Genomic DNA, 26,691 nt, shown 5'->3' on the forward strand with positions numbered 1-26,691 from the left:
AGGAAGCATCCCAGCAAAAAAATGAAAACTCAGTTAAAAAGGCAAGAATTACATCAATTGTACAAAGTAGAGCGGGGAAAAAAGAAAATAGCTCCAGCCATGTATCTGGCTGGAAGAATGTGCTATAGTAGAAGAGTAATTATTCAGAAAATTATTTTACAAAATAACAAGGGAGATGGTGGACATGGAAGGGCTTTTTGCCTGGGTCAATTCGGTTCTGCACTTTGTAGGGCCGTTATCGGATTTCTTTTGGGATTTTCCTACTATGTTCGGCTGGTACAAAAGTCTGCCCCTTTTAGGCAGCTTTTCTCTGGCCATCTTGGTGCTGGTGGGCTCCGGGGTGTATTTCACCCTGCGCTTGGGCTTTGTCCAGGTGACCCAGTTGGGGCGGGGAGTTTGTAGGGGGTCTGCCCTTCTACGGTCGGGAACTGCTAGGAGGCAAAAAGCTGGCGGGGATTTTGCTCTCCTGCCTGTACATCTTCTATGCCCTGGGCTGCCTGCCCGCCCAAGGCTTCAACGTGGTGTCCTCCCTGGGAGCCATCGCCGAAATGGTCACCGGCAGCACCATTCCTACCAATTCTTTCTTCTACTACGCCGCCGCCCTGGTGGTGCTGGTCTTTACCGGAGTACTGGCCTTTGGGGGCATCCAGAAGGTCACCCGGGCTACCAATAAAATGGTGCCGGTGATGGCCGTGGTGTACGTGGGCACCGTGCTGCTGCTGATCTTCGCCAATGTCCAATCCGTGCCCTTTTTCTTCCAGGAAGTGTTCCGGGGCGCCTTTCGGCCTGATGCCTTCTTTGGGGGCGTCTTTGGCACCGTGCTGGTCCAGGGCGTGAAGCGGGGCCTCATGTCCAACGAAGCCGGCCAGGGCACCATCACCATGTCCGCCGCTTCCGCTGATGACAACCACCCCTGTGAACAGGGCCTGCTGGCTGCGGCCGGGGTCATGCTGGACACCCATATCATCTGCACCATGACCGGCTTTATCATCGTCATGGCCCATGTGTGGACCAAGGACCCGGCAGCCTGGACGGAAGCGGGGAAACTTCCCAAGTATCTGATTTCCGTGGCGGAACTCACCCCGGGTACCAGCCTGAACCTGGCCGTGACCCTGGCGCTGACCCTGTGCTTCTGCCTGTTTGCCTACACCTGCCTCATCGGCATGGTGTCCTTTTCCGAAATCGCCGCCGCCCGGCTGGGGAGCAGCCAGACCCTGACCAATGCCGTCCGGGGCCTGTGCCTTTTGGTAGCCGCCTTTGGCATCTTGGTCAACATCGCCGGCTACGACCTGGGGAACCTGTGGGCCTTCTCCGACCTGGCCAATATCCTTATGGTGTACTGCAACGTGCCGCTGCTGCACAAAGGCTTTGCCCTGGTCCAGGCCGCCTGCCAGGACTACGTCCGCAAGGACCGGGACCCCAAGGCACCCTTTGACAGCCAGAAAGTCCTGGGCCTTGAGACACCCTGTTGGAAAGAGTAGGAACCAAAGTTTGTACACCTGCTGGCAAAGTAAGCCCGTAGGATAAGCCGCGGGCTGTTTGCGGCCTAATTTGAACTTCCTCAGTCAGCCTTGCAGGCTGCCAGCCCCTCCAGTGGTTCGCAGCGCTCCAATCAGCTTTGCTCTCCGAGCTCGCTTCTTGGGCTGCTATCACATGGCTCACATGAACCAAGAGCCTTTTGACTAACTGATTTGCTCTTGGATGTGAGCGCAACGTTTGAAGGGGCCAGTCTTAGGCCCATAGAGCCATGTGCTAAACGGGTATAGGAAAAGAAATTATAGTACGTAGATGATTGCAATATACCTTTTTATCACATGGCCAGTAGTGGATATGAACGCTTCCTGAGTGGTTCGCCGTGCTCCGTTCTCCTTCACCCTACGGGTTCGGCTCACGGACGGCTATCACATAGGTCGCATATTCCAAATGTCCTTGAAAAACAGCATTGACATTTGGATGCGACCGTAAAGCGTTGCGGCCGCATCCAAACATCCCCAAATCCTTCCAAAGGATGTTTGGTTAATAAGGCCCATGCGATAGCGGCCTGCAAAGCAAGTCCGTAGGACGCAGCTGAGCAGCGAGCCGCGAACCGCTAAGGAGGTGGGGCCCGCAGGGTCTCGGAGGAAGTTTTGAGGTGTAGATAACGGCTATAACGAACAATAAAAAAAGGCTTGCGAACGCAAATTTGTTCGCAAGCTTTTTTTTCACAGCTCTTTCAACCGCAGAGTTTATTTTCCTTCTTTAACTTCCTGCAGGGCAGCAGCCATTCTGTGGATGCCTTCCACGATTCTGTCGTCAGGCATATTGGAATAGTTGATGCGCATATGATGGTCGTTATGGCCGTTGGGGTAGAAGAATTCACCCAGCACGCCGGCCACATTCTTTTCGATGCATTTGTCGAAGACTTTCCGGGCGCTGACGCCTTCCGGGAAGGTCAGCCACAGGAACAGGCCGCCATCGGGATGGGTCCAGGTGGTGCCGTCCTTGAAGGTTTCTTCCATGGTCTTGATCAGCAGGTCACGGCGATGCTTGTACAAGGCGTTGATTTCCTTGACGTGTTCGTCCAGGCTGTATTCGTCCATGTAGCGGTCGATGATGGCTTGGTCAAAAGCGGAGGTGTGCAGGTCGGCGCTTTGCTTTACCTTCACAAATTCAGCCAGCAGGGTGGTGTTGGCAGCCAGCCAGCCAATTCTCAGGCCGGGGCAGAAGGTCTTGGAGAACGTGCCCATGCCCATGACCAGGCCTTTGGTGTCCATGCTCATCAGGGACGGCAGGGTTTCGCCATCGTAGCGTAGTTCGCCGTAGGGGTTGTCTTCCAGTACAGGAACTTCATATTTATTGATCAGGTCCATAAATGCCTTGCGGCGTTCCAGGGTCCAGCAAATGCCGGTCGGGTTCTGGAAGTCGGGAATGACATAAATCAGCTTAATCTTAGGGGTGGAAGCCAAAATCTTTTCCAGTTCTTCAGGAATCATCCCTTTTTCATCGGTAGGAACTTCTTTGAATTCCGGGCCGTAAGCCTTGAACGCATTGATGGCAGCCAGATAGGTGGGGCTTTCCATCAGCACAACATCGCCCTCATCAAAGAAAATCTTGCCGGCCAGATCCAGGTTTTGCTGGGAACCGGTGGTGATCAGGATGTTTTCAGCCTTCAGATTGGATTTGTACTTTCTGTTGGTGCGGTCAGCAATCTTTTGGCGCAGGCCAGGATTGCCTTCGGTGGTAGCGTATTGCAGCACCTTGCGGCCTTCGTCCTTACAGACTTCAGCGCAAACCTTGGCAATTTCGTCTACCGGGAACAGCTCTGGGGCAGGCAGACCGCCAGCGAAGGAAATCACTTCCGGACGCTGGGTTACTTTTAAGATTTCTCTTACTGCGGATGCTTGCATGGAATCCATCCGCTTGGCAAACTTGTACTCCATAATAAAGACCTCCTAAGATATTGCTGCACCTGAAATATGCGGCAAATAAAAAAACAGTATAAAAATGGTATCACCAACTCCACGGTGCGTCAAGAATCCCTGACAGAATACCAAATTTTATGGATAAATTATACCATTTTTGTACTAAATAATACAGGTTATTTTTAGTTGGCGGCCTTCCGCTTTCTCCTGGTGGGAAAGTGAGCCGCAAAAATGGCTAAAATTTTTTGCAGGAACAATAAGCAAAACTGAGGAACGCCACTAGCTGGCAACCCCAAACAAAATGCTTTTTGCATGGGGTCCGGGGATATCGTATAATGGAAGTATCTGAGCAAAGGATGGTGTACTATGGAAGAAACATTCCTGATTATAGACGGCAGCAGTCTGATTCACAGAGCCTTTTTCGCCCTGCCTCCCCTGACCAGCCCCACCGGGGTGCCTACGGGAGCTGTGTACGGCCTGTGCAATATGCTGCTGAAACTCCTCCAGGAGCTGAAACCGGCCTACATGGCCGTGGCCTTCGACAAGTCCCGGAAAACCTTCCGGACGGAGAAATTCGAAGCCTATAAGGGCCAGCGCAAAGCTACGCCCCCGGAACTGAAAGAGCAGTTCCCCCTGTCCATTCGCCTTTTAACGGCCATGGGCATTCCCACCCTGGAAGTGGACAACTACGAAGCCGACGACATCATCGGGACCCTGGCTGCCTCCGCCCCCAAGGATGTGCAGGTGAAAATTGTCACCGGGGACCGGGACGAATTCCAGCTGATCAGCGACAATGTCCAGGTGTACTTTACCAAAAAAGGCATCTCCAACCTGGGCATCTACGACGAGGCCGCCTTTAAGGCCGAATACCAGGGCCTGGTGCCCCGGCAGATTATCGAGCTGAAAGGGCTCATGGGGGACACCAGCGACAACATTCCCGGCGTGCCGGGGGTGGGCCCCAAGACGGCCCTGAAGCTGGTTACGGAGTACCAGACCGTGGAAAACGTCCTGGACCATGCCGCCGACGTCAAAGGCAAGTCCCTTCAGGAAAAACTCAAAACCTACCGGGACCAGGCGCTCCTGTCCAAGGATCTGGCCACCATTTGCCTGGACGTGCCGGAAATCAGCCGGGACCCCAAGGCCTACGCCCTGACCGGCATGACCGCCGAAAGCCGGAAGCTGATGCAGGAACTCCAGTTCAAGAACCTGTGGAACCGCTTTCTGCCCGTGCTGGGCAGCCAGGAAGGGGACGCCGCCGCTGAGGCTGCAGGAACCCAGGTGGAAGCTGCTGCCCCGGCCCTGCCCCAGGTGGAAATCACCACCCAGGCAGAGGCCCAGGACCTGCTGCAGCAAATCCGTCAGGCCGGCGAAGAACTGGCCCTGACCTATGCCCTGTCCGGCGACCTGCCCCACCGTACCCTGGAACAGCTGAACCTGGTTCTGGGGGACAAGGAGTACGTCTGGAAGGTTACGGACAGCAGCAAGGCCGCTGCCCTGGAACTTTTGGCAGACCCTGTGGTGAAAAAAGCCATTCCCAATCCCAAGGAACTGTACAAATATATGCTGGAGCAGGGAAGTCACCTTTTGGGCGTGGCAGACGACCCGGAACTGGCCGCCTACCTGTACGAACCCGGGGAAAATTCCTATGAGCTCACCCGGCTGGCGGAAACCTTTCTGCCCCATGGGCACGGCGGCACCGCCCAGGACGCGGCAGCCCTGGTGCCCCTCCTCCGGGGCTTTTTGGAGGACCGGAACCAGACCCAGCTGTACCAGGACATCGAGCTGCCCCTGACCGAAAACCTGGCCCTGATGGAATACCGGGGCATCGCCATAGACGAAGCCATGCTGGAAGAAGTCACCAAGGAAATGACCGGCCGGGTGGCTGCCCTGGAGCAGCAGGCCTGGAACCAGGCAGGGGAGGAGTTCAACGTCAACTCCACCAAGCAGCTGGGCGTCATCCTCTTTGAAAAATTGGGCCTGCCCATCATCAAAAAGACCAAAACCGGGTATTCTACCGACGTGTCCGTGCTGGAAGCCCTCCAGGGCGAACACCCCCTGATAGAAACCCTCATTGAATACCGGCAGCTGTCCAAGCTGCTGTCCACCTACCTGCTGGGCCTCCATCCCCTGATCAACCCGGTGACAGGCCGGATCCACACCCACTTTAACCAGATGGCCACGGTCACCGGCCGGCTGTCCAGCACGGAACCCAACCTTCAGAACATTCCCACCCGTACGGAAGTGGGCAAGCGCATGCGGGCCATGTTTGTCCCCGGCAAAGGCTACGACCTGCTGCTGTCCTGCGACTATTCCCAGGTGGAGCTCCGGGTCATGGCCAGCATTGCCGGCGACGAGCTGCTGCTGGACTCCTTCCGTCATGGCCAGGACGTCCACGCCCGCACCGCCTCCGAGGTCTTTGGTGTGCCCCTGGAGGAAGTCACCCCCTATATGCGCAGCAAGGCCAAAACCGTGAACTTCGGCATCATCTACGGCATCAGCGACTTTGGCCTGGCCAAACAGCTGGGGGTCTCCCGGGCGGAAGCGGCCCAGTACATCGACAGCTACTTTGCCCGCTACACCGGCGTCAAGGAATATATGGAACGGGAAAAACAAAAGGCCCGGGACCTGGGCTACGTGGAAACCCTGTTCGGCCGCCGGCGCTACCTGCCGGACATCCACGCCTCCAACTTCAATAAGCGCAGCTTTGCCGAACGCACCGCCATCAATACCCCCATCCAGGGCACCGCAGCAGACATCATCAAGATTGCCATGCTCCAGGTGGAAAAGAAGCTCCAGGAAGCCGGCGTCAAGAGCCGGGTGCTGCTCCAGGTTCACGATGAACTGGTGCTGGAAGTCACCCAGGACGAAGCCGAGCAGGTGGGCAAGCTGGTGAAAGAAACCATGGAACAGGCCGTAAAGCTCCAGGTGCCCCTGGTGGCCGATGTAGCCACCGGCACTAACTGGGCCCTGGCCAAATAAGGAAGCGGTGAAAGCATGCCGGAATTACCAGAAGTAGAACAAGTACGGCTGAGCCTGGGCCCCCACGTGGACGGGAAAACCATCCTGGGCGTCCGGCTGGACCTGCCCAAATGGTCCATTACCCGGCCCCGGAGGTTTTTGCCAAGGCCGTCCAGGGCGCCCAAATCACCCGTGTAGGCCGCAGGGGCAAGTACCTGACCCTCCATTTGGCAGACGACCGGTATCTCTTGGTGCACCTGCGCATGACCGGTGCCCTGCTGGCCGGGAAAAAGGGCGACCCCGAGCCGCCCTATACCCGGCTGGCCTTTTTCCTCAGCGGGGACGAAAACCTGTACTTTACCGATATTCGCACCTTTGGGGTGGTGGAGCTCCTGGGCCAGGACGACAAAAGGGACCCGGGCTACGAGGCCCTGGGGCCGGAGCCCCTGTCCCCCGAACTGACAGCGGAATACCTGCGGCAGCTGGCCAAGGGCAAGAGCACCGTGCTCAAAGCCTTCCTCCTGGACCAGAGCCATATTGCCGGCCTGGGCAACATCTACGCCGACGAAGCCCTGTTTGCCGCCGGCATCCGGCCCACCCGCCGGGTGAACCGCATAACCAAAAAAGAATGGCAGCAGGTGGTGGACGGGGTGAACCAGGTCATCGCCCAGGGCCTGAGAAACCACGGCACCACCTTCCGCAACTACCAGGACGCCAATGGCGAAATGGGGGACAACGTAAAGTACCTTCAGGTGTACCACCGGAAGGGCAAGCCCTGTTTCCGCTGCGGCACACCCCTGGTGCAGATCAAAGTGGCAGGCAGGGGCAGCGTCTACTGTCCCCACTGCCAGAAGTAGGTGAGAGCAGTGACAGTTATTGGACTTACCGGAGGCATTGCCTCAGGCAAAAGCACGGTCAGCGCCTACCTGAAAGAACTGGGTATCCCCGTTTTTGACGCAGACGCCGCCGGACATCAGGTGGAGGCGGCCGGTTCACCCACCCTGCGGCAGCTCCAGGAGGCCTTTGGCCCCGGCATTCTTACCCCGGCTGGAGAGCTCAACCGGGGAAAGCTGGCGGACCTGGCCTTCCACGACCCCAAGGCCCTAACGACCCTGAACACCATCGTCCACCGGGCCATTGCCCAAAAACGGGACGCCTTCCTGCGCCAGTACGCAGCAGCACCCGTGGCCGTGCTGGATGTACCCCTGCTGCTGGAAACCGGCTGGGACCACCTGACGGACCAGGTGTGGCTGGTGGTGCTGGACCGGGAGCAGCAGATACAGCGGGCCATGCTCCGGTCAGGCATGACCCGGCAGGAAGTCATTGACCGGATTGACCGGCAGCTTCCCGTAGAAGAAAAGAAAAAACGCGCCCAGGTAATCCTGGACAACTCCGGTACCCGGGAGGACCTGTATGCCCAGACCCGGGCCGCCCTGGAAAAGGTGCTGGCCCAGCAGAAAGCCCAGCGCTAGGCCTCTTTACAGAACCCGTTTAGCAGGGGTCACCGATTTGTAACAAAGAATGGTTGAAAGTAGCCTGCAAAATTTGTTACAATATATAGATAGCATCATTGGCTATTATTGGTTGTTTTGGTTGAAAAACGCTGCCTTAGGGCAGTTTTGCCTATTTGGAGAGGGATCCTATTGAGAACGAGAAGACGGAGACGAGGGCCGGGCTGCTTGCCAGCACTGCTGGTATTTCTGCTGCTGCTGACTACCAGTTTTTTTGTCTGGCGGACGGACTTTGCCCAAAAGAAGCTGGTGTATAACTGGCCCTACGCCCGGGAAATTCATCTGTACAGCGCCCAATACCGGGTGGACCCGTTCCTGGCCGTAGCCGTAATCAAAAACGAAAGCGGCTTCAAGGCGGACGCGGAATCCCACACGGGAGCCCTGGGCCTGATGCAGATTATGCCGGAAACCGGCGCCTGGATTGCCCGGAGTACGGATTTCCCCAATTTTCGGGATGAACTGCTGCTGAAGCCCGAACTGAACATCAAGTTCGGCTGTTGGTATCTCAGCGAGCTGGAAAGCGAATTCCACGGCAACGAAGTGCTCATGCTGGCCGCCTACAACGCAGGCCGGGGCACCGTCAAAGAGTGGATGGAGCAGTACGGCTGGGACTATGACTTCAAAGACATATCCCAGATACCCCTGGGCGAGACCCGGTCCTATGTTGGAAAAGTGCTGGCGGACCGGGATCGCTACCAGCAGTTATACAAGCGTTCCCTGAAAGATTACTAGGGCCAAAACCACCGGAAAAATTTCTCAAAAAAAGTTTTAAAAAAGTGTTGACGAAGTTCAAACCACATGATATAATTTCGTTGTTGTCGAGATAAGACACAAGCGGCCATGGCGGAACTGGCAGACGCGCTAGCTTCAGGAGCTAGTGGGGGCAACCCCGTGGAGGTTCAATTCCTCTTGGCCGCACCAAATTTTTACCGAAACACAATCACACAACTTTGCGGTTGTGGCGGAAAGGCAGACGCGTCAGCTTGAGGGGCTGGTGAGGGCAACCTCATGCGGGTTCAAGTCCCGCCAACCGCACCAATTACTTACGCGACAACCTTTTACAATTCCATAGTTTGCATGCGGCCATGGCGGAACTGGCAGACGCGCTAGCTTCAGGAGCTAGTGGGGGCAACCCCGTGGAGGTTCAATTCCTCTTGGCCGCACCAATATAAAACAGGTGCTGTAACATCATTGATGTTACAGCTTTTTTTGTTATGCTGGTACTATGCCTGGAGGTGTCAGCCAAAAGCTGACGGAGAAAGCTCAAAACGTATTGCGGCCCTTGGCCGCAGAAGGAACCTTCCCCACCCAGGGCCTTTGCATGCATGGTATGGCCCGTCCCTCCCCTTCCTGGGAGGCGGGGAGGGCATGGGGCCGGCGGCCGCAGTTATGAGAGTGTTGCTAGCTACAGTAGTGGAGACGCCATCGTAACGATTAACAATTGACCAGAGGCGGTTATGGAAGCTTCCTTCAAGGGTGAAGGAAGTGTCGCCAGGGGCGACGATAGAAGTTTAACAAAGCTTTTTGCGGCCTCCGGCCGCTTGCCTTCCCGCAGCAACAGCAGTCCAACTGCGGGAAGGTGGGGTGCGCAGCGCCTCGGATGGGCCCGCCCCACACCTACACCCCGCTGACCGCATCAACCCAAAAATTACATCGTTTTCTGCACCAAAAAGGCGTATCGTTCACAGCTTCATCGATAGTGAACGATACGCCTTTATCCTTTCACACAAACACCTGCTGCACCAGGTACATATACAGCAGCGTGCCTCCGGCAATGGAGATCAGCATCTGCCGCTTCCAGCATTGGAGGATAACAGTCACCAAGAGCGCAATGGCCTCAGGAATCCCGTGGCTGCCGGTAAACAGGGACACGTCCTTCAGGCAGTACACCACCAGCATGGCAAAGACTGCACAGGGTAGGGCCTTGCCCAAATACTGAATGTAGGGCGGGGTGGGCTTCTTGGAGGAGAAAATCAAAAAGGGCAGGAAACGGGTCAGCATGGTGCCCACAACGCACAGGGCAATGGTGATTCCTTGTTCAAATAAAGGCATGGGGGATGGGTTCATCTTAATTCTCCTCTCTTTGGGAAATAGGCCGGCGCAGCAGGGTCAGCAGCGCCAAAATAGCCAGCATGGTAGGAATCATAAAAGACTGGGGCCCGAAAAGCCACAGGCACACAAAGGCACTGGCAAAGCCCACCAGGGCCGGCAGGGGCGTGGTTTCCTTCCGGGCCTGTTCCACGAAAATCACCGCAAACATGGACGTCATCACGAACTCGATACCCTTGGTGTCCATACGGATAAAGGACCCCAACAGCCCGCCCAACGTAGCCCCGGACACCCAGTAGAACTGGTTCAGCAACGTCACAAATACCATGAACCAGCCCTTATCCACGTCTTCCGGAATATCCGCAGTATAGTTGATGGAAAACGTTTCATCGCACATCCCGAAAATCAGGTAGTATTTCTTCAGCCCCAACCCCTTGAACCGGTCCAGCATGGCAATCCCGTAGAACAGATGCCGGGCCTGGACCAGTAGCGAAACAATGAAGGTTTGCAGAGGCGCAAAGGGCATCAGCAGCATACTCACCGTGATAAATTCCAAAGAGCCGCCAAAAATCGTCATGCTCATAATCATCGGATACCAAAAACTGAAGCCCACACTCCGGGCGTAAATCCCATAGGCCATGCCCAGAAACCAGAAGCCGGCAAAAATCGGTATGGTAAAAGGGAAAGCCGCTTTCAGCGCTTTAAGTTTCATCTTGCTTCCTCCCTGATAAAATGATATATTAAACGTAAGTTCATTATATCGAACATTATAACCCATAGTGCCCTGCTATGCAATGCAAAAGTGCGGGCATCAGAGAGGGAGACCCCATATGGAAATCTCTGCCATCATAGGCAACAACCTCCAGCAGCTTCGCAAGGAACAGGGCCTGTCCTTGGACCAGCTGGCCCTGAAAACCGGCGTGTCCAAGGCCGTGCTGTCCCAGCTGGAAAACGGCAAAGCCAACCCCACCATCAATACCATCTGGAAAATTGCCACAGCCCTGCACGTCACCTATTCGGCCCTGTTGGAGCCGCCCCGGGAAAATGTCCAAAAAGTGGCCTATACCGACCTGCGCCCCCAATTGGACGAAGCCGGCCAGTACCGGATCAGCTGCTACTATCCCACCAGCCAGGACCGAGATTTTGAAATCTACCTGCTGGAACTGGACCCCGGCGCCAGCCACATGACCGAAGGCCACCCCGCCCCGGCCCTGGAGTATCTGCTGGTCAAGCAGGGCCAGCTCACCATGACTGTAGGCGGCCAGGTGTTTACCCTGGAGGCAGGGGACAGCCTGCGCTTTGACGCCAGCCTGCGCCATACCTACCAAAACAGCGAAAACAGCCTGATGCAGGCCTATTGCATCAACCAGTATCCCAGAGCCTAAGGAGGGATAACCATGAAAGTCCTGATTTTTAAAGGAAGCCCCCGGGCCCAGGGCAACACCAACACCCTGGAAAAAATCCTGGCTGACGAACTACGCCAGAGCGGAGCAGAAGTCACCGAAATCAACCTGCCGGACCTGGAAATCCGCCCCTGCACCGCCTGCCGCTGGTGCCAGAAAGACTGGAGCACCGCCGCCTGCGTCCAACAGGACGACCTGAACCCCCTGCTGCCCCAAATCCTGGCCAGCGACCTGTTGATACTGGCAACCCCCATCTATTCCTGGTACTGCACCCCGCCCATGAAAGCCCTGCTGGACCGGCTGGTGTACGCCCTGAATATGTACTACGGCGACAAACGCGGCCCCTCCCTGTGGAAAGGCAAGAACCTGGCCCTGCTCCTCACCTGCGGCTACCGCCCCGAAAAAGGCGCCGACCTGTTTGAAGAAGGCATGAAACGCTATTGCCGCCATAGCCAGCTGCACTACTGCGGCGCCCATTGCGAACGCCACCTGGGCTACAACACCGTATTTCTGGACCAAGAAAAGACAGAAAGAACCCGCACCTTTGCCCAGGAACTGTTGCGGATAGGAAAATAAGAATAGAAAAAGCAATGCCAGATAAGAAAAGCACTGCCGGAAATGGAACTCCATTTCTGGCAGTGCTTTTCTTATGAAGCGAAAGCCGGTTAGAGAGCAGTCACCCAGCGAACCCAACCCATATTGCGGCCGAAGGGTACGGAAGGGACCTGCCCCACCCAGGGCCCATGGATTCTTGGTATGGCCCGTCCCTCCCCTTCCTGGTAGGCGGGGAGGGCAGAGGACGTGCTGGCCTTTACGAGTGGTGATTTGATAGCTCATGTAGTGGTAACGCCTATCGTAATGATTAACACTTGACCAGTGGTGTCTTGGAAGCTTCCTGAGTGGTTCGCCGTGCTCCGTTCTCCTTCACTCTACGGGTTCGGCTCACGGACGGCTATCACATAGGTCGCATATACCAAATGTCCTCGGGGAACTGATTGACATTTGGATGCGACCGTAAAACGTTGCGTTCGCGTCCAAACAGCGCTACAAGTATTCCAAAAGCTGTTTGGAATACGCGAGCCATGTGATAGCTGCCCAGAAATTGAGCCCGTAGGGCGAAAATGACTGGCTAGCAGCGAACCGCTCAGGAAGTGTCGCCGGGGGCGACGATAGAAGTTTAATCCAGGTATCATTTTTTATCAATTATTAGCGGCCTTTGGCCGCAGAAGGAGCACTCTCCGTCTTATAACCCTCAACATTTGGGAGTCGCATCCGGTCGTCCACATCAAGGCAGCAATGGAGGACCGGCTAATGCGACCTCTGTGATAGCATTCCAAGAAGCAAGCTCGAAGAGCGCAGCTGATTGGTCCAATGCGAACCACTATGGGGAGGGTGTCGCACAACGTGCGACGGGAAGGGCGAGTGCCACCTGCGCCCGCCAGCGCGCGAGGTCAGCTTCTAGAGAAAAATTCGCAATAATAATGCACTTTTGATTTCTTGGTTTCCCCCACGTTGTGCTCAGAAAAATGTAATTTTAGAAACGTGGTTGTGCTGAATTGTTGACATCAATCAAAGGTGAGAGAGGTGGCGCCGGGAGGCGACGAAGAGAGTTCTAATAATATTGAAATAGCAATATGATTATATTTTTTTTTGAAGCATAAAATATGGCTTTAAACTTCCTTCGTCAGCCTAGCGGCTGACACCTACCACACGCTTGTGGTAGGCTTCCAGTCCACCACTGGTCAAGTAGAATCTAAAACATGGTGCTGATAAGAAGATGACCAGTAATTGCTATGGAAGCTTCCTTCAAGCGTGAAGGAAGTGTCGCCATGGGCGACGATAGAAGTTTATCAAAGCCTTTTGCGGCCACCGGCCGTTGCCTTCCACTTACCAGTGCACTGCTCGTGCACTGGAGAAGGGGAAGGAACGCCCCGCCCTAACTATAGAGCGGGGCAAGGATGGGGTTCAAAAGTAGGATGCTTGCACTACACCCGTTGAGAATGTCGACCAAAAATCCGTTACAGAGTTTTCTCCAGCTAAAATTTGGCTACGGCCAAATTTTCTGTAGTTGAGCTACCGTCCTTCATGCACTAGCCCCAAAAGGGGACAGACCTTTCCCCTCCGGGGAAAATGGCGCCGTAGGCGCCAATAGGGGCATATGCTCCTGCCCGCTTTGCGGGCCCGGTCACCTCCCATTCCCGTGGACCGCACGACCATTTAAAGGCTCCTACCTTTATGCGGCCGCATCCAAACAGCCCAACAAATTCTGCAAGTGGCTGTTTGGTCAATAAGGCCCATGCGATAGCCGTCCAAGAAGCAAGTCCGTCAGGACGTAGCTGATTGGAACACGGCGAACCGCTGGGGGAGCTGTCAGCCACTTTAGTGGCTGACTGAGCGGGGATTCCCGGCACCAGCACCAGGAAGTTCGCTGACCGCACTAATATCAAAAAAGGAACGGGACTACCCGGCACCACATCACTTTAGGTATGCTGACCTTACGACCACAAATAATATTATTCATAGCATACCATTCTCAATTAGTAAATAATTACGTTAACCTCCACAGTAAATAAGAATAATTATATTCGAAAATTTTATCAAAACTAAATTTTCCAAGCAAAATGGTATTTGTGTTATGTCAAAAACTGTACTATAATGCAAATAGAAGGAAGGAAAATACTACAAATATGTTTATTTAATTTTAAAAAATGCACTAAATTAAGTACATAAGTAATTAAATAAGTAGACACCATACCACAGCGGTTAATTTCCTCAGTGCAAGTGTCTTAGCTGGAAACACAAGAAGAAATTGAAATCATAAATTATCAGTAAATTCAGAAGAAATATGTTAAGTTGATTGAACAAACGAAATTTGAAGAAGAAAACACATAGCATAACACTGGGAGGTGCGACTACTATGAAGCAGCAGAATAGAATGGCACAAGAAAAGACACAGATCGGTTATACAGATAGCTTGAGCAGCGTACGGGGACTGAAACACCGTTTGGTAGGCTCTGTTTTGACAGCCCTAATACTCCTGGCAGGTATTGGCGTGCCTCGGGCCTTTGCAGCAGAGCCCGTTTCCTCTGCAACGAATCCTGTTCCGACAGCTTCTGTAGCAGCTGATACGAACGCACCTGCCAACAAGGTCCAGACTTCGCCTTATGATGCCGGCGGCTGGCAAGCTGTGTTGTTTAATGGCATAAAAACCACTTTGCCACGATCCTAGGCTGCTTCACCGCAGCAACCTTCCCAGCGCTTCTGCGCTGTGAATATAGATGAGAAGTTTATCCAACCTCATATGTTCAACTCCCTGAAGTTCCGGGCGCTTTCCCAAACGAAGCGTCCGGAATTTCGTTTATAGGGAAGTATCCAAATCTTGCATGAATAGAGTAATCTCGGCTTTTCGTGTCCGGGATGGGGTTCCTAGCCAAATTTTCATACCTGCATCATCAATAACGTTTATCCATACCACGCTGTTATCCGTTTTAGTCATTTAGCATCCGCTGCTATAGAAAACAATAATTATTCTATTACAAAAAGCTATAGAAAATTCATTTTACAAATAATAGTGTATTTGTAAAATATGCACTTTAGTACTATAATGTCAGTAAGAAGGGAAGAATACTTGTAAAATGTTTCATATAGGGTAAAGTATTCTGATAAATAAAGTATAAATGTACTTTATTTAGTGCACAACGGGATGAACGGCTGATTTCCTCATACCACAAGAACTATCAGGAGAAAAAGACAGAAATCTAGCAAAAAATATCAGTAAATTCAGAACACTATTTCCAAGAAAAGAAAAACATCAATTACCGAGAGGAGGAAAAGAACCGCACAGCACAACAAGGGGAGGTGCTATCATGAAACGGCAGAATGGTGTAAACCACAGCGGAACAAAGAAAAGCAAGGCCTACAGCCTGAGAAAACGCAGCGGAAGCGTATCGGGACGGAAACGCCGGCTGGTATGTTCCATTTTGGCTTCCCTGATGCTCATGGCTGGTATTGGCATGCCCCGGACCTTCGCAGCAGATGAAATTGTTTACCCTACGGTGAATAATGATCTAGAGGGTGCCGGCGGGACGGTTACCTATGACATTAATCCTGTGAATCACGGCACGAATATTGCCATTGGAGAAAATGCCATCGCCTTTGTGGGCGGCGGTACTCAGGAATCCATTATGTCCTTTGGAGAGACGCCAACAGAGACTAGTTCTGGCTATCATATTCATGGTAATACTGCGGCAAAAGAAAACCTGCCTGCCACTATTGCCATTGGGCAAAATGCCTATGCCCGGACCGGATCTATTGTTGTGGGTGACTTTACGTTGAGAAAAAATAATGTAGCCATCGGGGATACCACCGCGGGCCAGTTGCCGCAGTTTGGCGGCGTGGCTTCTACTACGGTTGGCACCAACTCCTACACCAATGGCGGTTTCACAACCACCTATGGCAGCTACAACGTGCAAACGTCTCCGTACCATGCAGCGCCTTTCTCATTAACCCCAGAAGGCATGGATAAAATTTATAATCCTATGAAAAATGCGTTTTCTACCGTCATTGGGTCCTTCAACTCTAATGAATCCATGACAGAATCCCTCAGCAACATGTATTCCGGCGTAGCCAACTACATCGGCGGTACTGCCAACAAGGTGAACTCCAGCAATGGCGCCGTGGTGCTGGGTGCCGGCAATACCATTAAGAACTCTCTGGGAAAGGTATCCATTGGCGCCTATGATACGATAACTGATTCTGTATCAGCCATGCAGGAAAAACTTATCGAGGGTGTTCGTACCAGCCCCGGCGGTGCTGCCCTGGTTGTCGGCGGCGGCAACGAGATTGATTCCTCCACCAATACCCAGGTTATGGGTGTGAACAACCAGTCCACCAATGACTCGGCGATGTTCCTGGACGGCGTGGGCAACAGTTCCACCAAATCCCAGAACGCCCTGGCCATTGGTTCCACCAACGTGCTGACGGATTCCAGCTATACCCAGCTGCTGGGCGACAACCGGACCCTGACGGACGTGGACAATTCCGTGGTTCTGGGCTCGGCAGCAGATACCCTGACTACCAACGTGGACAACGTAACCATTCTGGGCTATAACGCCAATGCTTCGGCTGCTGGCGGCGTGGCCCTTGGCTCTGAATCTATTGCCTCTGTGGATGCCGGCGTGGCTGGCTATGTACCCAGCGGCGTGACCCAAAGCGGCGAAGCGTACGTATGGACTTCCACCCGGGGCGCCGTTTCTGTAGGGGACGCCAATAACGGCATTACCCGGCAGATTACCGGCGTAGCAGCCGGTACCGCCGATACGGATGCGGTAAACGTAGCCCAATTAAAAGCAGTAGAATCCAAGACCGGCAGCTCCAATGTGAGCTTAAAGGCAGGCAACGGCATCCGGCTGGTGAAGAACAATGTGGATGGGTCCTATACCATCAGCGCTAACTTCCAGAATACCGGTACCAACGTAGTTGCTTTTACGCCCAATAGTACGGTAAAATTGCCCACTACTTCCGATACGGGGACCAGCGACCCTCTTAGCCCGGGCACCCCGGCAGTTGTTTTGAAGGCGGCCATGGCTGTGGCCCCGACTACAGTCGATGCGGGTGCAGCTACGGTGATTGGTACCCGGATTTCCGATGATACAGGAGAACTGACGACCCCTGACAAGACGGATGAGCTGAGCATCATTGGCGATAAAACCAACATCACCACCACTGCTTCTGGAACCAACCTGATAGTCAGCCTGAACAAAGACCTTGCAGTCAGCAGCGTGAACGTGAATAACGGACCCACCATCAATGAGAACGGCATCGATATGAACAACCAGAAAATCACCAACGTTGCCGATGGCACCATTGCCGAAGGCTCCAGAGAGGCCGTGAACGGCGGGCAGGTCTACCAGCTCCAGAACCAATTCAGCAATCAGGTCAATGGCCTCAGTGACCGGATCAACGGCCTGGATTCCCGGATAGATAAAGTAGGCGCTGGTGCAGCCGCCTTGGCCGCCCTGCATCCAACGGACTTCGATCCGGATAACAAATGGGACTTTTCCATGGGCTACGGCAACTACCGGTCGGCCAACGCCATTGCAGTCGGTGCCTATTACCATCCCAACGAATCCACCATCTTCAGCCTGGGCACCACTATGGGCAACGACAACAACATGGTCAACGTAGGCGTCACCTTCAAACTGGGCAAAACCGGCAACGCCGTAAACTATAGCAGAAAAGCCGCCGCCAAGAAAATCCTTCAGCTCCAGGCCGAACTGGACCAAGTGAAGAAAGCCAGAGCCGCCCAGGAAGCCAAGCTGAACCAGCAGCAGGCCGAAATCGACCAAATGAAGGCCCAGATTGCCCAGCTCTTGGCCCAAAGACAATAGCACCAGCCTATAGCAGCAACTGAGCAGCACTAACCCCAGCGCATTTGCACGGTGAAACCCTATAGCAGCCTATCCAACCCCAAGTCAAGTTGTGCAGCTCATTGAAGTACCGGACGCTTCCCTAAAAGAAGCGCCCGGTACTTCGTTTATAGAGAAGAAAGACGAGAGGACCTTTCACGGTTAAATTGGCAAATGGGAATAGTTTTTGTGATAATGGGGGATAAGCAAGGGTATTGCAGTAGGCGTTGAAGAAAAAGTAGAACGTGCTACAGTTTCTACGAAACTGTGCGGTGCTTTTTTAGAATATACAAGCGGCCCTTGGCCGCAGAAGGAACCTTCCCCACCCAGGGCCCGTGGATTTTTGGTATGGCCCGTCCCTCCCCTTCCTGGTAGGCGGGGAGGGCATGGGAACGTGCTGGCCGGTTCTGTAGGTGTTTTTGATAACTCATATAGTAGTAATGCTATAGTAACGATTAACAATTAACCAGTGGGGGCCTGGAAGCTTCCTTCAAGGGTGAAGGAAGTGTCGCCATAGGCGACGATAGAAGTTTAATCAAGCTTATTTGCAGCGCTAGCGCCGCTACTGCCTTCCGCTTACCTGTTCGCTATGCGAACAGGAGAAGAGGAAGGTGCTGGTGGAATCACCGGCGGATGGAGTTTAAAACCAGCCTTCCCACCGGCCCCGCCCCACGCCTAACCTCCGCTGCCCCTCCCCCCTCTTCCTCAATTTACAGAAATTTGCTACAATAACCATATACCAACAACACTAACAAGGAGCAGACCGCCATGACCCATTTCTATCAGCGCTTTACCGGCCAGGTCCCCCTCCAACCTGATGGGGCGGAGGGGGACAGCACGTCGTATTTTGCAGAGGATAGCTGCGACACCACGGACTATATTGCCGCAGCAGCCTGCGGCGTCCTGGCGGGGCTGGTGGATATTTTCCTGGTGGGTTCGCCGGCGGACAGCGCCCTGCTGCCCTGGACGGACGCCCAGGTGGACAAGGCGGTCATGGGCTTTGCCGACCTGTGCGGCTGGTCGCCCCGGCAGGGGAAAGAGCACAGCGTGGCCAGCGCCATCGGCTTTCTGGAGCGGACCTTCCCGGTGAATTACGACCAGCCCTACGCCCAAAAAGTGCCAGGCCTCTCCTCCATGGCGGCCAAAAACCACCACATGAAATCCCTGGCCCACGCCCCGGGCCTGGCAGGTCTGTTCTTTTCCCTACTGGACCAGTTTACCGGCACCTCCACCTTTTTGTCAGAAGGCCAGCTGATTACCCTGCGCAGCGAGTCCGGCGAACTCCAGGGCGGCAGCCTCCTTGCCAAACTGTTTTGCGGCACAGCCAACTGGTTCGGTCACCTGATGTCCGACGTAGCCGGCAGCTCTGGCGCAGCAAAACGGGGCAGCGGCCTGGTGATACCCTTCTACGAATTTTTCCAGCTGTGCGACTTTGGCAGCCTGCCCGTAGGCCAGTACCGGAATACCGTGGCTACCGTGGCCACCAAAGTGTTCCAGGAAGGCTACGACGCCCGCTTTGGCCTGACTATGGCCATACCCGTGGCCCTGTGCGACCTGTCCATCCGGCTGCTCTGGGTCCTGCGCCGCCACTTTGGCAAAGGCGTGCCCTGGTCGGACTGTGTTCCCGACGACAGCCACAAGGACCTGCGGCTCATGCTGCTTTTGGGCCACGCCGCCCTCTGCCTGCTGGACGGAGCAGATGCCCTGATTAAATCCGGCGGCAACTGGGTCCTGTTCATCTTGCGCCTGAACCTGATAGCCTGGGTCCGGCTGGCCTGGCTAGTGGTGAAAGAAGCAGCCCTGCGCCTGGGCATTGCCTCCCCCCTCCAGAAACAGCTGGACGCCTACCGGCGCATCAATGCCAGCCTGAAACATTACCTGGCCCAGCTGGAACGGCTGGATTATGACCGGTTCCGCCAGGAAACCGCCCGGTACCAGGAGCTGGCGGAGATGCTGCAGCAGGCGACCACCCCCAAGGCCCTGAACCAGGCCCTCCGCAGCCAGTATGCGGCCCTGGGCCTTGCCCTGCCGTACCAGGGCACCTTCGACAGCTTTATGGAAGACAAGGACGCAGTCCTGGAATTTAAGTGAGGAGGGGAGTCCTATGAAGAAAAACACAGCCCTGGCAGCCCTGTTGGCGGCCCTGCTGCTCTGGGGTCAGGCCCCGGCACCAAAAGCCCAGGCCCTGACTAAACAGACCCCAGAAACCGTGAACGTGCTGCTTCAGGCCATGGAAGGCCCCTGGTACGATGCCAACGGGAACCTGGTTCTGGACATCAAAGCCGGCACCATCAACGGCTGCCAGGTGGAGAGCGGCTGGGACTTTACCGGAGGCAGAGCCCTGGCCAGCGGCCGGCTGGAAATCCTGGAAAGCATCGGCCTCCGGTCCCTGTATTTCAACTGGCAGCTATTGGGCAACAACCAGGATTATCTCACCCTGAACGGCCAGCAGACCCTGCACCGCCTGCCCCAGCTGCCCTATTACGAATCCGCCGCAGGCCTCCACCTGGGCATGAGCGTGGAGCAGGTAGCTCGCACCCTGGGCCAGCCCGACAAATCCGGCCACCTGCTGCCCATCTATCCCCAGGACGGCTGGTACTACGCACCCCAAAAGCTGGTGGTGCAGTTTCAGGGCGATACCGTTTCCCAAATCGTCCTCCTGCCCGGCAGCCCCGTGAAACTGCAGCAGTCCGGCCTGGGCAGCGGGGACAGCCCTCAGGCCTTTGCCCAGTTCTACCATTGGGACAAAGTGCCCCAGGTAGATTGGGCCTTCAACGGCTGCCTGAGCATCGGCCAGGGCGAGTACCTGAGCCTGGGCAAAAACGTCGGCCAGGTAACCCTGACCATTCGAGCCTTTTGAAAGGAAGCGTGCCATGTTCCAGTGTGACCAATGCGGCCAGTGCTGCCGGAATCTCCAGCGGTCGGAGCTGTACAAAGACCTCCACGACGGCAGCGGCGTCTGCCGCTATCTTAAAGGAAACCTGTACTCCATCTACGAACAAAGACCCCTGCTGTGCCGGGTGGACGCCTGCTACCAGGTATTTTTCAAGGATCTCATGAGCTACGAAGACTACCTGCAGCGCAATTACGAAAGCTGCAGGGAACTGAAAAAACTAAGGGGGAAGTAAAATGCCATTGCCATTTTTATTAGGCGCCGCTGCCCTGCTGGCCGGAGCCGCCGGGGTAAAAAGCGCTGCTGAAGGCGTTACCAAGATGAAAGAAGCCAACGAACGGGTGGAAGAAGCCAAAACCCAGTACCAGGACGCCAAGTTTGAACTAGAAGACGCCCAGAGCGCAGCCGTCCAGGCCATGGACCAACTGGGGGAGCGGGAGCTGGAAATCCTCCGCAGCTTTGAAGAATTTTCCCAGCTCTTTGCCAAAATCAAAAACAAACCCACCTTTGCACCCTACGAAAGAAACAACGTAAAGCTGCCCAACGTGAGCCAGCAGAAACTGCAAGACGTATCCGTAGGCGCAGAAGTACTCCTGAGCGGACTGGGCGGAGCAGGTCTGGGCGCAGCCGGAGGACTTGCCGCTGCAGGAGCCACCACCGCCGCCGTTGCCGCCCTGGGTACCGCCTCCACCGGGACCGCCATCGCCTCCTTGAGCGGCGCCGCTGCCACCAACGCTACCCTGGCCGCCCTAGGCGGAGGAGCCCTGGCCGCAGGCGGCGGAGGCATAGCCCTGGGCAGCGCCCTGCTGGGAGCCGGCACCTTGGGAGTGGGCCTATTGGTAGGCGGCTTTGTGGTCAGCCTGACCGGCGACAGCATGACCAAAAAAGCCGATGAAATCGAAGAACAGCTGGATGATATCCTGTGGAAAATAGACTCCGCAGAAAGCTACCTGAATGACCTGGAAAGCACCGCAAAAAAATACCATACCCAGCTGAAGAAAGTCCAAACCATCTATGCCACCCATCTGAAGCAGCTTTCCCACCTGGTCCGGGACCAGAGAAAAACCAACTGGCAGCAGTACACCCCGGACCAGAAACTCCTGGTGGAGAACACCGTCCTCCTGGTAGGACTCCTCTACAGCATGTGCAAAGTCCAGCTGGTGCTGAAAAGCCAGGACGAAGACGAACCCAATACCATCAATACCACCGCCATCCAAAAATCCATCCACGATTCCAAAAAAGTACTGGCGGACAAATTCCAAAACTAAGACAAAACAAAATACGGAAGCAGAAGAGGCTGTGAAGAAATGAGCTTTCATTTTTTCACACTCCCTTCTTTAGCGTTCATTTGTTTCAGCTATATCCGAATATCAAAACTTCCTCCGAGGCCCTGCGGACCCCACCTCCTTCACGCTTGAAGGCGGCACACTAGACCATTGCTAGTCAACTAAAGTCTTGACTGTAGTGCCAGTATGGATAAGCACTGGAATCCTTATGGCTATGAATGGCCTCTGCAAGCATTGCGCTCACATCAAAGAGTCAAGTCAGGGGCAATTCTTAGGCCTATACGAGTCACGTGCAAAATGGGGTATAGCAAAGCAACATAGTTTGTAAATATCTGCACTACCTGACTTTATTACTTGACCAGTAGCGCATAGAATGCTTCCTGCAAGCATTGCGGCCGCATCCAAACAGCCCAACAAATTCTGCAAGAGGCTGTTTGGTTAATAAGGCCCATGCGATAGCCGTCCAGGAAGTGAGCCCTGTGGGCGAAACTGACTGGAGTACGGCGAACCGCTCAGGAAGTGTCGCCGCCCCTTTCCGCCGCACATTGTGCGGCACCTTCCCCATAGTGGTTCGCATTGTACCAATCAGCTTCGCTCTACGAGCTTGCTTCTTGGAATGCTATCACAGAGGTCGCATTAGCCGGTCCTCCATTATTACATTGCACTGGACGACCGGATGCGACTCTCAAATGTTGAAGGCAATAAGGAACGAACGACGATAGAAGTTTCATTTTTTCACATCCCCATTTTTCACCCCCTTTTTTGCAGCGTAAAGAGAACCCTTTGTATAAATAATTTTTTCCAAAAAAATTTAAAATGTTTTTAAGAAAAAAACAGGAATTTTTCATCTCATGTAGAATAAAATAAACTATCAAGCAATAGAAGTTATTAGTTCTTTACAACAAAAAAGAAATCACCATACTATCTGCATAGCTAACAGGTGCCGATAGGCTGTGACCACACAGATAAAGGGGATGGGGAAAATGAAAGTGTTAGCAATTAATGGGAGCGCAAGACGAGATGGCAACACAGCCATATTACTAAACACCGTACTGGAAGAATGCCGGAAAGCCGGCATCGACACCGAACTGATCCAATTCGGAGGCAGCATCATCGAACCCTGCAAAGCCTGCTGGGCCTGCGGAGGCAAAGGCAACTGCGTCCACCACCACGACCAGTTCCAGGACGTATTCACCAAAATGACCAAAGCCGACGGCATCCTGCTGGGATCCCCCGCCTACGCCGCCAACGTCAGCGCCAACATGCAGGCCTTTTTGGAACGCTCCGCCATGGTAGCCGATATGAACCCCGGCCTGTTCAACCATAAAATCGGAGCCGCCGTAGCCGCCGCCAGACGAGGCGGCGCCCTCCAGACCATCGACATCATGAACCACTTCTTCCTGGACCACGAAATGTATATCGTAGGCTCCGCCCATTGGAACGTCGTCTATGGACAACTGCCCGGCGACGTCAGAATGGACGTAGAAGGCATGGGAAACCTGAAAAAACTCGGCCAGAACCTGGCCCACTTTTTGAAAGACGCCGAAACCCTGAGAGCCCTCAAAGCCCGCAGACCCGCCGCCTTTGGCCAGCCCCGCAATAACCTCCGCCCCGCAGACAACGACAGAAGATATTTCTAGAAAAAGAGAATGGAAAAGACATACTGCCCAGAAACAGGAACTGAGCAGTATGTCTTTTGTATGTTGGAAAGAAAAGGAGAATGGAGGAGAGCAGCTGCGGCAGGAAGCGGAAGGAACCTCCACAGCTAAATTGGCAGAAGTGGACCACTTTTGAAAGCAGACGAGGGAATGAAATCAAGATAAGCAGCAGTAATAACGGAAGCAGAGAACGTACTCCAGTTTTTTGTAAAAATTGGAGAAGTGTTTTTGAGAATAAATAGGCGGCCCTTGGCCGCAGAAGGAGCACTCTCACAGTTAAATTGGCAAAAGAGGACCACTTTTGCGTGCGGTCAGGGGAAATCGAATCACTATAAGCTGCGGCAATGGTGGAAGGGGATAACGTCCAACAACTTGAAGCCTAAAAACAGGCTTCAAGTTGTTGAGGAATCAAGATAGAATATAAGGCAGAACAGGTCCTGCCCCCAAATAAGGTCAGGACCTGTTCTGCTATAGCGGCGCCAGCGCCGCAGAAGGAGCCTTCCCCACCCCGGGCCCTTGAATGCATGGTATGGCCCGTCCCTCCCCTTCCTGGTAGGCGGGGAGGGCAGAGGACGTGATGACCGGTTCTGCAGGTGTTTTTGATAGTGAATGTAGTGATAACGTCTATGGTAACGATTAACAATTGACCAGTAGTAGCTTGGAAGCCGCCTTCAAAAGTGAAGGAGGTGTCAGCCGAAGGCTGACGGAGGAAGTTTAACTCGGTTTTCGCGGCGCTAGCGCCGCATTGCCTTCCACTTACCTGTTCGCTATGCGAACAGGAGAAGAGGAAGGTGCCGGTGGAATCACCGGCGGATGGAGTTCAAAACCAGGATTCCCGGCACCACATCACTTCAGGTTCGCCGACCGCACGACCCAAAAAAGCCTACCATTTTTCCCTCCACCCTATTTTCTTTCTCTTTTCAACCATGTAAAATAGAAGTAACGCGGTCTTTTGCAAGACCCTTGTTGACCGCACACCCACAACACCTGCCCGGCCCGTGCCAAGGCAGGCAATCGCAGCAGAACACAGAAAGGGGAGTATTACAATGAAAGTAATCGCAATCAATGGCAGCGCCCGGAGAGACGGCAACACAGCGATTTTGCTGAATACAGTACTGGAGGAGTGCCGGGCAGCCGGCCTGGAGACCGAACTGATCCAATTCGGCGGCACCATCATCGAACCCTGCAAAGCCTGCTGGGCCTGTGGCGGCAAACGGAACTGCGTGCACCATCACGACCAGTTCCAGGAAATCTTCGCCAAAGTCACCCAGGCAGACGCCCTCGTCCTGGGCTCCCCCGTGTACTCCGCCAACGTCAGCGCCAATATGCAGGCCTTTCTGGAGCGCAGCGCCGTAGTGGCCGACATGAACCCCGGCCTCATGACCCATAAAATCGGCGCCTCAGTGGCAGCAGCCCGGCGGGGCGGCGCCCTGGAAGCCGTGGATACCATGAACCACTTTTTCCTGAATCACGAAATGTTTGTAGTAGGCTCCACCTACTGGAATATGGTTTACGGCCAACTGCCCGGCGACGTCCGCCAGGACGCCGAAGGCATGGCCAATATGAAAAACCTGGGGCAGAACCTGGTGTTCCTGCTCAAGGCCGTAAAAGGGGAGAAATAACTATGGAAGACATCTTTACCAGCAAGAAAAAACTCGGCTTTGGCCTTATGCGCCTGCCGCTGCTCGATCCCAACGATGCCGGCAGCATCGACCTGGAAACCACCAAAAAAATGGTGGATGTATTTATGGAACGAGGCTTTACGTACTACGACACGGCCTGGATGTATTGCAACTTCAAAAGCGAAGAAGCCGCCAAAGAAGTCCTGGTGAACCGCTACCCCCGGGAAAGCTTCACCCTGGCCACCAAGCTCCATGCCGGCTTTATCAAAACCAAAGAAGACCGGGACAAAGTCTTCCAGGAACAACTGCGGAAAACCGGCGCCGGCTACTTTGATTACTACCTGCTCCACGACATGGGCGTGGACCATTACGAAATCTATACCAAACTGGACTGCTTCAACTGGCTGGCCGAAAAGAAACGCCAGGGCCTGGTGAAACACATGGGCTTCTCCTTCCACGACAACGCCGACGTCCTGGACAAAGTCCTCACCGCCCACCCCGAAATGGAATTCGTCCAGCTCCAGCTGAACTACCTGGATTGGGACAGCGAAGGCGTCCAGTCCCGGAAATGCTATGAAGTCGCCGTCAAACACGGCAAACCCGTGATCGTCATGGAACCCGTCAAAGGCGGCACCCTGGCCAACGTCCCTGATAAAGTCACTGAAGCCTTCAAAGCCTACCACCCCGATATGTCCGTACCCTCCTGGGCCGTCCGCTTTGCAGCCTCCCTGCCCAACGTCAAAATCGTCCTCAGCGGCATGAGCAATATGGAACAGCTCCTGGACAACACCGGCTATATGGAAAACTTCCAGCCCCTGACCCAGGAAGAACTGGCCATCGTGAAAGAAGCCGTCAAGACCATCAACGCCAGCATCGAAATCCCCTGCACCGGCTGCTCCTATTGCGCCCCCGGCTGCCCCAAACACATCGCCATCCCCAAATACTTCTCCCTGTACAACGCCGATAAACAAGAAGTCACCAGCAAAACCTGGACCCCCCACGGCGAATATTACGACCGCCTCACCAAAACCTTCGGCAAGGCCAGCGACTGTGTCGCCTGCGGCCAGTGCGAAAAAGTCTGCCCCCAGCACCTGCCCATTATAGAAGACTTGAAAAAAGTCGCCGCCTATTTTGAAAAAGCAAAATAAAGATGTACGGAAAGCAGCGCCGCTAGAACGAAATATGGATAAAAATCACCTGTTCCCTTGGAGCAGGTGATTTTTTTTGTAGGGGAGAGGGGGGAGAATGGGGGAGCGGTGTTTTTTTAGAATATATGGGCGGCGCCAGCGCCGCAAAAGGAACCTTCCCCACCCGGGCCCTTGAATGCATGGTATGGCCCGTCCCTCCCCTTCCTGGTAGGCGGGGAGGGCAGAGGACGTGCTGGCCGGTTCTGTAAGTGTTTTTGATAGTGAATGTAGTGGTGACGCTATAGTAACGATTAACAATTGACCAGTAGTGGCCTGAAAGCCTTCTGCAAGCGTTGCGGTCGCGTCCAAACAGCGT

General features: G+C 54.3%; 19 protein-coding genes, 3 tRNA genes and 1 pseudogene. 20 read left to right on the forward strand and 3 right to left on the reverse strand.

Going from position 1 to position 26,691, the window contains the following annotated elements:
- The first annotated feature begins 184 nt into the window (after positions 1-184).
- Positions 185-1,481 (forward strand): annotated as a pseudogene (locus LKE88_RS12470) (alanine:cation symporter family protein).
- A 744-nt stretch (positions 1,482-2,225) separates the two neighbouring features.
- Here the strand turns inward: LKE88_RS12470 and LKE88_RS12475 are convergent.
- Complete coding sequence (locus LKE88_RS12475) at positions 2,226-3,419, reverse strand: aminotransferase-like domain-containing protein (RefSeq protein WP_105325939.1); 1,194 nt, start codon at positions 3,417-3,419, stop codon at positions 2,226-2,228.
- Between the two features lie 348 nt (positions 3,420-3,767).
- Between LKE88_RS12475 and polA the strand changes: the two genes are divergently transcribed.
- The 8 genes from polA to LKE88_RS12515 all read left to right on the forward strand — a co-directional run bounded on the left by polA (position 3,768) and on the right by LKE88_RS12515 (position 9,036).
- Complete coding sequence (polA, locus tag LKE88_RS12480; protein ID WP_105325938.1) at positions 3,768-6,380, forward strand: DNA polymerase I; 2,613 nt, start codon at positions 3,768-3,770, stop codon at positions 6,378-6,380.
- Between the two features lie 15 nt (positions 6,381-6,395).
- Positions 6,396-6,557, forward strand: a complete 162-nt coding sequence (locus LKE88_RS12485) for a DNA-formamidopyrimidine glycosylase family protein (RefSeq protein ID WP_276803771.1) — start codon at positions 6,396-6,398, stop codon at positions 6,555-6,557.
- A complete protein-coding gene (gene mutM / locus LKE88_RS12490) occupies positions 6,491-7,216 on the forward strand; it encodes a bifunctional DNA-formamidopyrimidine glycosylase/DNA-(apurinic or apyrimidinic site) lyase (RefSeq protein ID WP_276803773.1) in 726 nt (241 codons plus the stop codon). Before LKE88_RS12485 ends, mutM begins: the two co-directional genes overlap by 67 nt.
- A 9-nt stretch (positions 7,217-7,225) precedes the next feature.
- Positions 7,226-7,831, forward strand: coding sequence for a dephospho-CoA kinase (gene coaE, locus LKE88_RS12495; RefSeq protein ID WP_276803775.1), 606 nt, complete (start codon positions 7,226-7,228; stop codon positions 7,829-7,831).
- Between the two features lie 171 nt (positions 7,832-8,002).
- On the forward strand, positions 8,003-8,602 hold the full coding sequence (locus LKE88_RS12500; protein ID WP_105325935.1) for a lytic transglycosylase domain-containing protein: 600 nt from the start codon (positions 8,003-8,005) through the stop codon (positions 8,600-8,602).
- 102 nt (positions 8,603-8,704) lie between these two features.
- Positions 8,705-8,791, forward strand: a tRNA-Leu gene (locus LKE88_RS12505).
- A gap of 31 nt (positions 8,792-8,822) precedes the next feature.
- Positions 8,823-8,908: transfer RNA gene (locus LKE88_RS12510), tRNA-Leu, on the forward strand.
- A 41-nt stretch (positions 8,909-8,949) separates the two neighbouring features.
- Positions 8,950-9,036 (forward strand) — tRNA-Leu (locus LKE88_RS12515).
- Between the two features lie 556 nt (positions 9,037-9,592).
- On the opposite strand, the gene LKE88_RS12520 is transcribed toward LKE88_RS12515, so the two are convergent.
- Entirely contained in the window at positions 9,593-9,937 is a 345-nt protein-coding gene (locus LKE88_RS12520; protein ID WP_231086474.1) for a branched-chain amino acid transport AzlD family protein, read from the reverse strand.
- A 1-nt stretch (position 9,938) separates the two neighbouring features.
- Positions 9,939-10,631: an AzlC family ABC transporter permease gene (locus LKE88_RS12525; protein ID WP_105325933.1), complete on the reverse strand. Its 693-nt coding sequence runs from the start codon at positions 10,629-10,631 to the stop codon at positions 9,939-9,941.
- Positions 10,632-10,749: 118 nt separating this feature from the next.
- Between LKE88_RS12525 and relB the strand changes: the two genes are divergently transcribed.
- From relB to LKE88_RS12580, 11 genes are all read left to right on the forward strand, one after another.
- Positions 10,750-11,304: a type II toxin-antitoxin system RelB family anti-toxin gene (relB, locus tag LKE88_RS12530; RefSeq protein ID WP_158572335.1), complete on the forward strand. Its 555-nt coding sequence runs from the start codon at positions 10,750-10,752 to the stop codon at positions 11,302-11,304.
- Between the two features lie 12 nt (positions 11,305-11,316).
- Positions 11,317-11,898, forward strand: coding sequence for a flavodoxin family protein (locus LKE88_RS12535; protein ID WP_118286977.1), 582 nt, complete (start codon positions 11,317-11,319; stop codon positions 11,896-11,898).
- Between the two features lie 2,341 nt (positions 11,899-14,239).
- Entirely contained in the window at positions 14,240-14,551 is a 312-nt protein-coding gene (locus tag LKE88_RS12540) for a hypothetical protein (protein WP_118286976.1), read from the forward strand.
- 637 nt (positions 14,552-15,188) lie between these two features.
- A complete protein-coding gene (locus tag LKE88_RS12545) occupies positions 15,189-17,711 on the forward strand; it encodes a YadA-like family protein (RefSeq protein WP_118286975.1) in 2,523 nt (840 codons plus the stop codon).
- Positions 17,712-18,497: 786 nt separating this feature from the next.
- Positions 18,498-19,820: a hypothetical protein gene (locus LKE88_RS12550; RefSeq protein WP_276803779.1), complete on the forward strand. Its 1,323-nt coding sequence runs from the start codon at positions 18,498-18,500 to the stop codon at positions 19,818-19,820.
- A gap of 13 nt (positions 19,821-19,833) precedes the next feature.
- A complete protein-coding gene (locus LKE88_RS12555) occupies positions 19,834-20,589 on the forward strand; it encodes an outer membrane protein assembly factor BamE (protein ID WP_231086893.1) in 756 nt (251 codons plus the stop codon).
- Between the two features lie 13 nt (positions 20,590-20,602).
- Positions 20,603-20,857, forward strand: a complete 255-nt coding sequence (locus tag LKE88_RS12560; RefSeq protein ID WP_231086896.1) for a hypothetical protein — start codon at positions 20,603-20,605, stop codon at positions 20,855-20,857.
- Between the two features lies 1 nt (position 20,858).
- Complete coding sequence (locus LKE88_RS12565) at positions 20,859-21,890, forward strand: hypothetical protein (protein ID WP_231086898.1); 1,032 nt, start codon at positions 20,859-20,861, stop codon at positions 21,888-21,890.
- 1,001 nt (positions 21,891-22,891) lie between these two features.
- Entirely contained in the window at positions 22,892-23,548 is a 657-nt protein-coding gene (locus LKE88_RS12570; protein WP_118286970.1) for a flavodoxin family protein, read from the forward strand.
- 1,064 nt (positions 23,549-24,612) lie between these two features.
- Positions 24,613-25,188, forward strand: coding sequence for a flavodoxin family protein (locus tag LKE88_RS12575; protein ID WP_118286969.1), 576 nt, complete (start codon positions 24,613-24,615; stop codon positions 25,186-25,188).
- Positions 25,189-25,190: 2 nt separating this feature from the next.
- On the forward strand, positions 25,191-26,336 hold the full coding sequence (locus LKE88_RS12580; protein WP_118286968.1) for an aldo/keto reductase: 1,146 nt from the start codon (positions 25,191-25,193) through the stop codon (positions 26,334-26,336).
- Positions 26,337-26,691 lie beyond the last annotated feature (355 nt).

Source organism: Acidaminococcus hominis, from assembly GCF_022484025.1.
In the GTDB taxonomy this organism is placed as follows: Bacteria; Bacillota; Negativicutes; order Acidaminococcales; family Acidaminococcaceae; genus Acidaminococcus; species Acidaminococcus hominis.

What these genes read in the sequence shown, in the direction of transcription:
- relB (WP_158572335.1), top strand. Translation starts at nt 10,750, where the DNA reads ATGGAAATCTCTGCCATCATAGGCAACAACCTCCAGCAGCTTCGCAAG.
- LKE88_RS12535 (WP_118286977.1), top strand. Translation starts at nt 11,317, where the DNA reads ATGAAAGTCCTGATTTTTAAAGGAAGCCCCCGGGCCCAGGGCAACACC.
- LKE88_RS12560 (WP_231086896.1), top strand. Translation starts at nt 20,603, where the DNA reads ATGTTCCAGTGTGACCAATGCGGCCAGTGCTGCCGGAATCTCCAGCGG.
- LKE88_RS12555 (WP_231086893.1), top strand. Translation starts at nt 19,834, where the DNA reads ATGAAGAAAAACACAGCCCTGGCAGCCCTGTTGGCGGCCCTGCTGCTC.
- LKE88_RS12570 (WP_118286970.1), top strand. Translation starts at nt 22,892, where the DNA reads ATGAAAGTGTTAGCAATTAATGGGAGCGCAAGACGAGATGGCAACACA.
- polA (WP_105325938.1), top strand. Translation starts at nt 3,768, where the DNA reads ATGGAAGAAACATTCCTGATTATAGACGGCAGCAGTCTGATTCACAGA.
- LKE88_RS12580 (WP_118286968.1), top strand. Translation starts at nt 25,191, where the DNA reads ATGGAAGACATCTTTACCAGCAAGAAAAAACTCGGCTTTGGCCTTATG.
- LKE88_RS12540 (WP_118286976.1), top strand. Translation starts at nt 14,240, where the DNA reads ATGAAGCAGCAGAATAGAATGGCACAAGAAAAGACACAGATCGGTTAT.
- LKE88_RS12545 (WP_118286975.1), top strand. Translation starts at nt 15,189, where the DNA reads ATGAAACGGCAGAATGGTGTAAACCACAGCGGAACAAAGAAAAGCAAG.
- mutM (WP_276803773.1), top strand. Translation starts at nt 6,491, where the DNA reads ATGGTCCATTACCCGGCCCCGGAGGTTTTTGCCAAGGCCGTCCAGGGC.
- LKE88_RS12575 (WP_118286969.1), top strand. Translation starts at nt 24,613, where the DNA reads ATGAAAGTAATCGCAATCAATGGCAGCGCCCGGAGAGACGGCAACACA.
- LKE88_RS12550 (WP_276803779.1), top strand. Translation starts at nt 18,498, where the DNA reads ATGACCCATTTCTATCAGCGCTTTACCGGCCAGGTCCCCCTCCAACCT.
- LKE88_RS12565 (WP_231086898.1), top strand. Translation starts at nt 20,859, where the DNA reads ATGCCATTGCCATTTTTATTAGGCGCCGCTGCCCTGCTGGCCGGAGCC.
- LKE88_RS12475 (WP_105325939.1), bottom strand. Translation starts at nt 3,419, where the DNA reads ATGGAGTACAAGTTTGCCAAGCGGATGGATTCCATGCAAGCATCCGCA.
- LKE88_RS12520 (WP_231086474.1), bottom strand. Translation starts at nt 9,937, where the DNA reads ATGAACCCATCCCCCATGCCTTTATTTGAACAAGGAATCACCATTGCC.
- LKE88_RS12525 (WP_105325933.1), bottom strand. Translation starts at nt 10,631, where the DNA reads ATGAAACTTAAAGCGCTGAAAGCGGCTTTCCCTTTTACCATACCGATT.
- LKE88_RS12485 (WP_276803771.1), top strand. Translation starts at nt 6,396, where the DNA reads ATGCCGGAATTACCAGAAGTAGAACAAGTACGGCTGAGCCTGGGCCCC.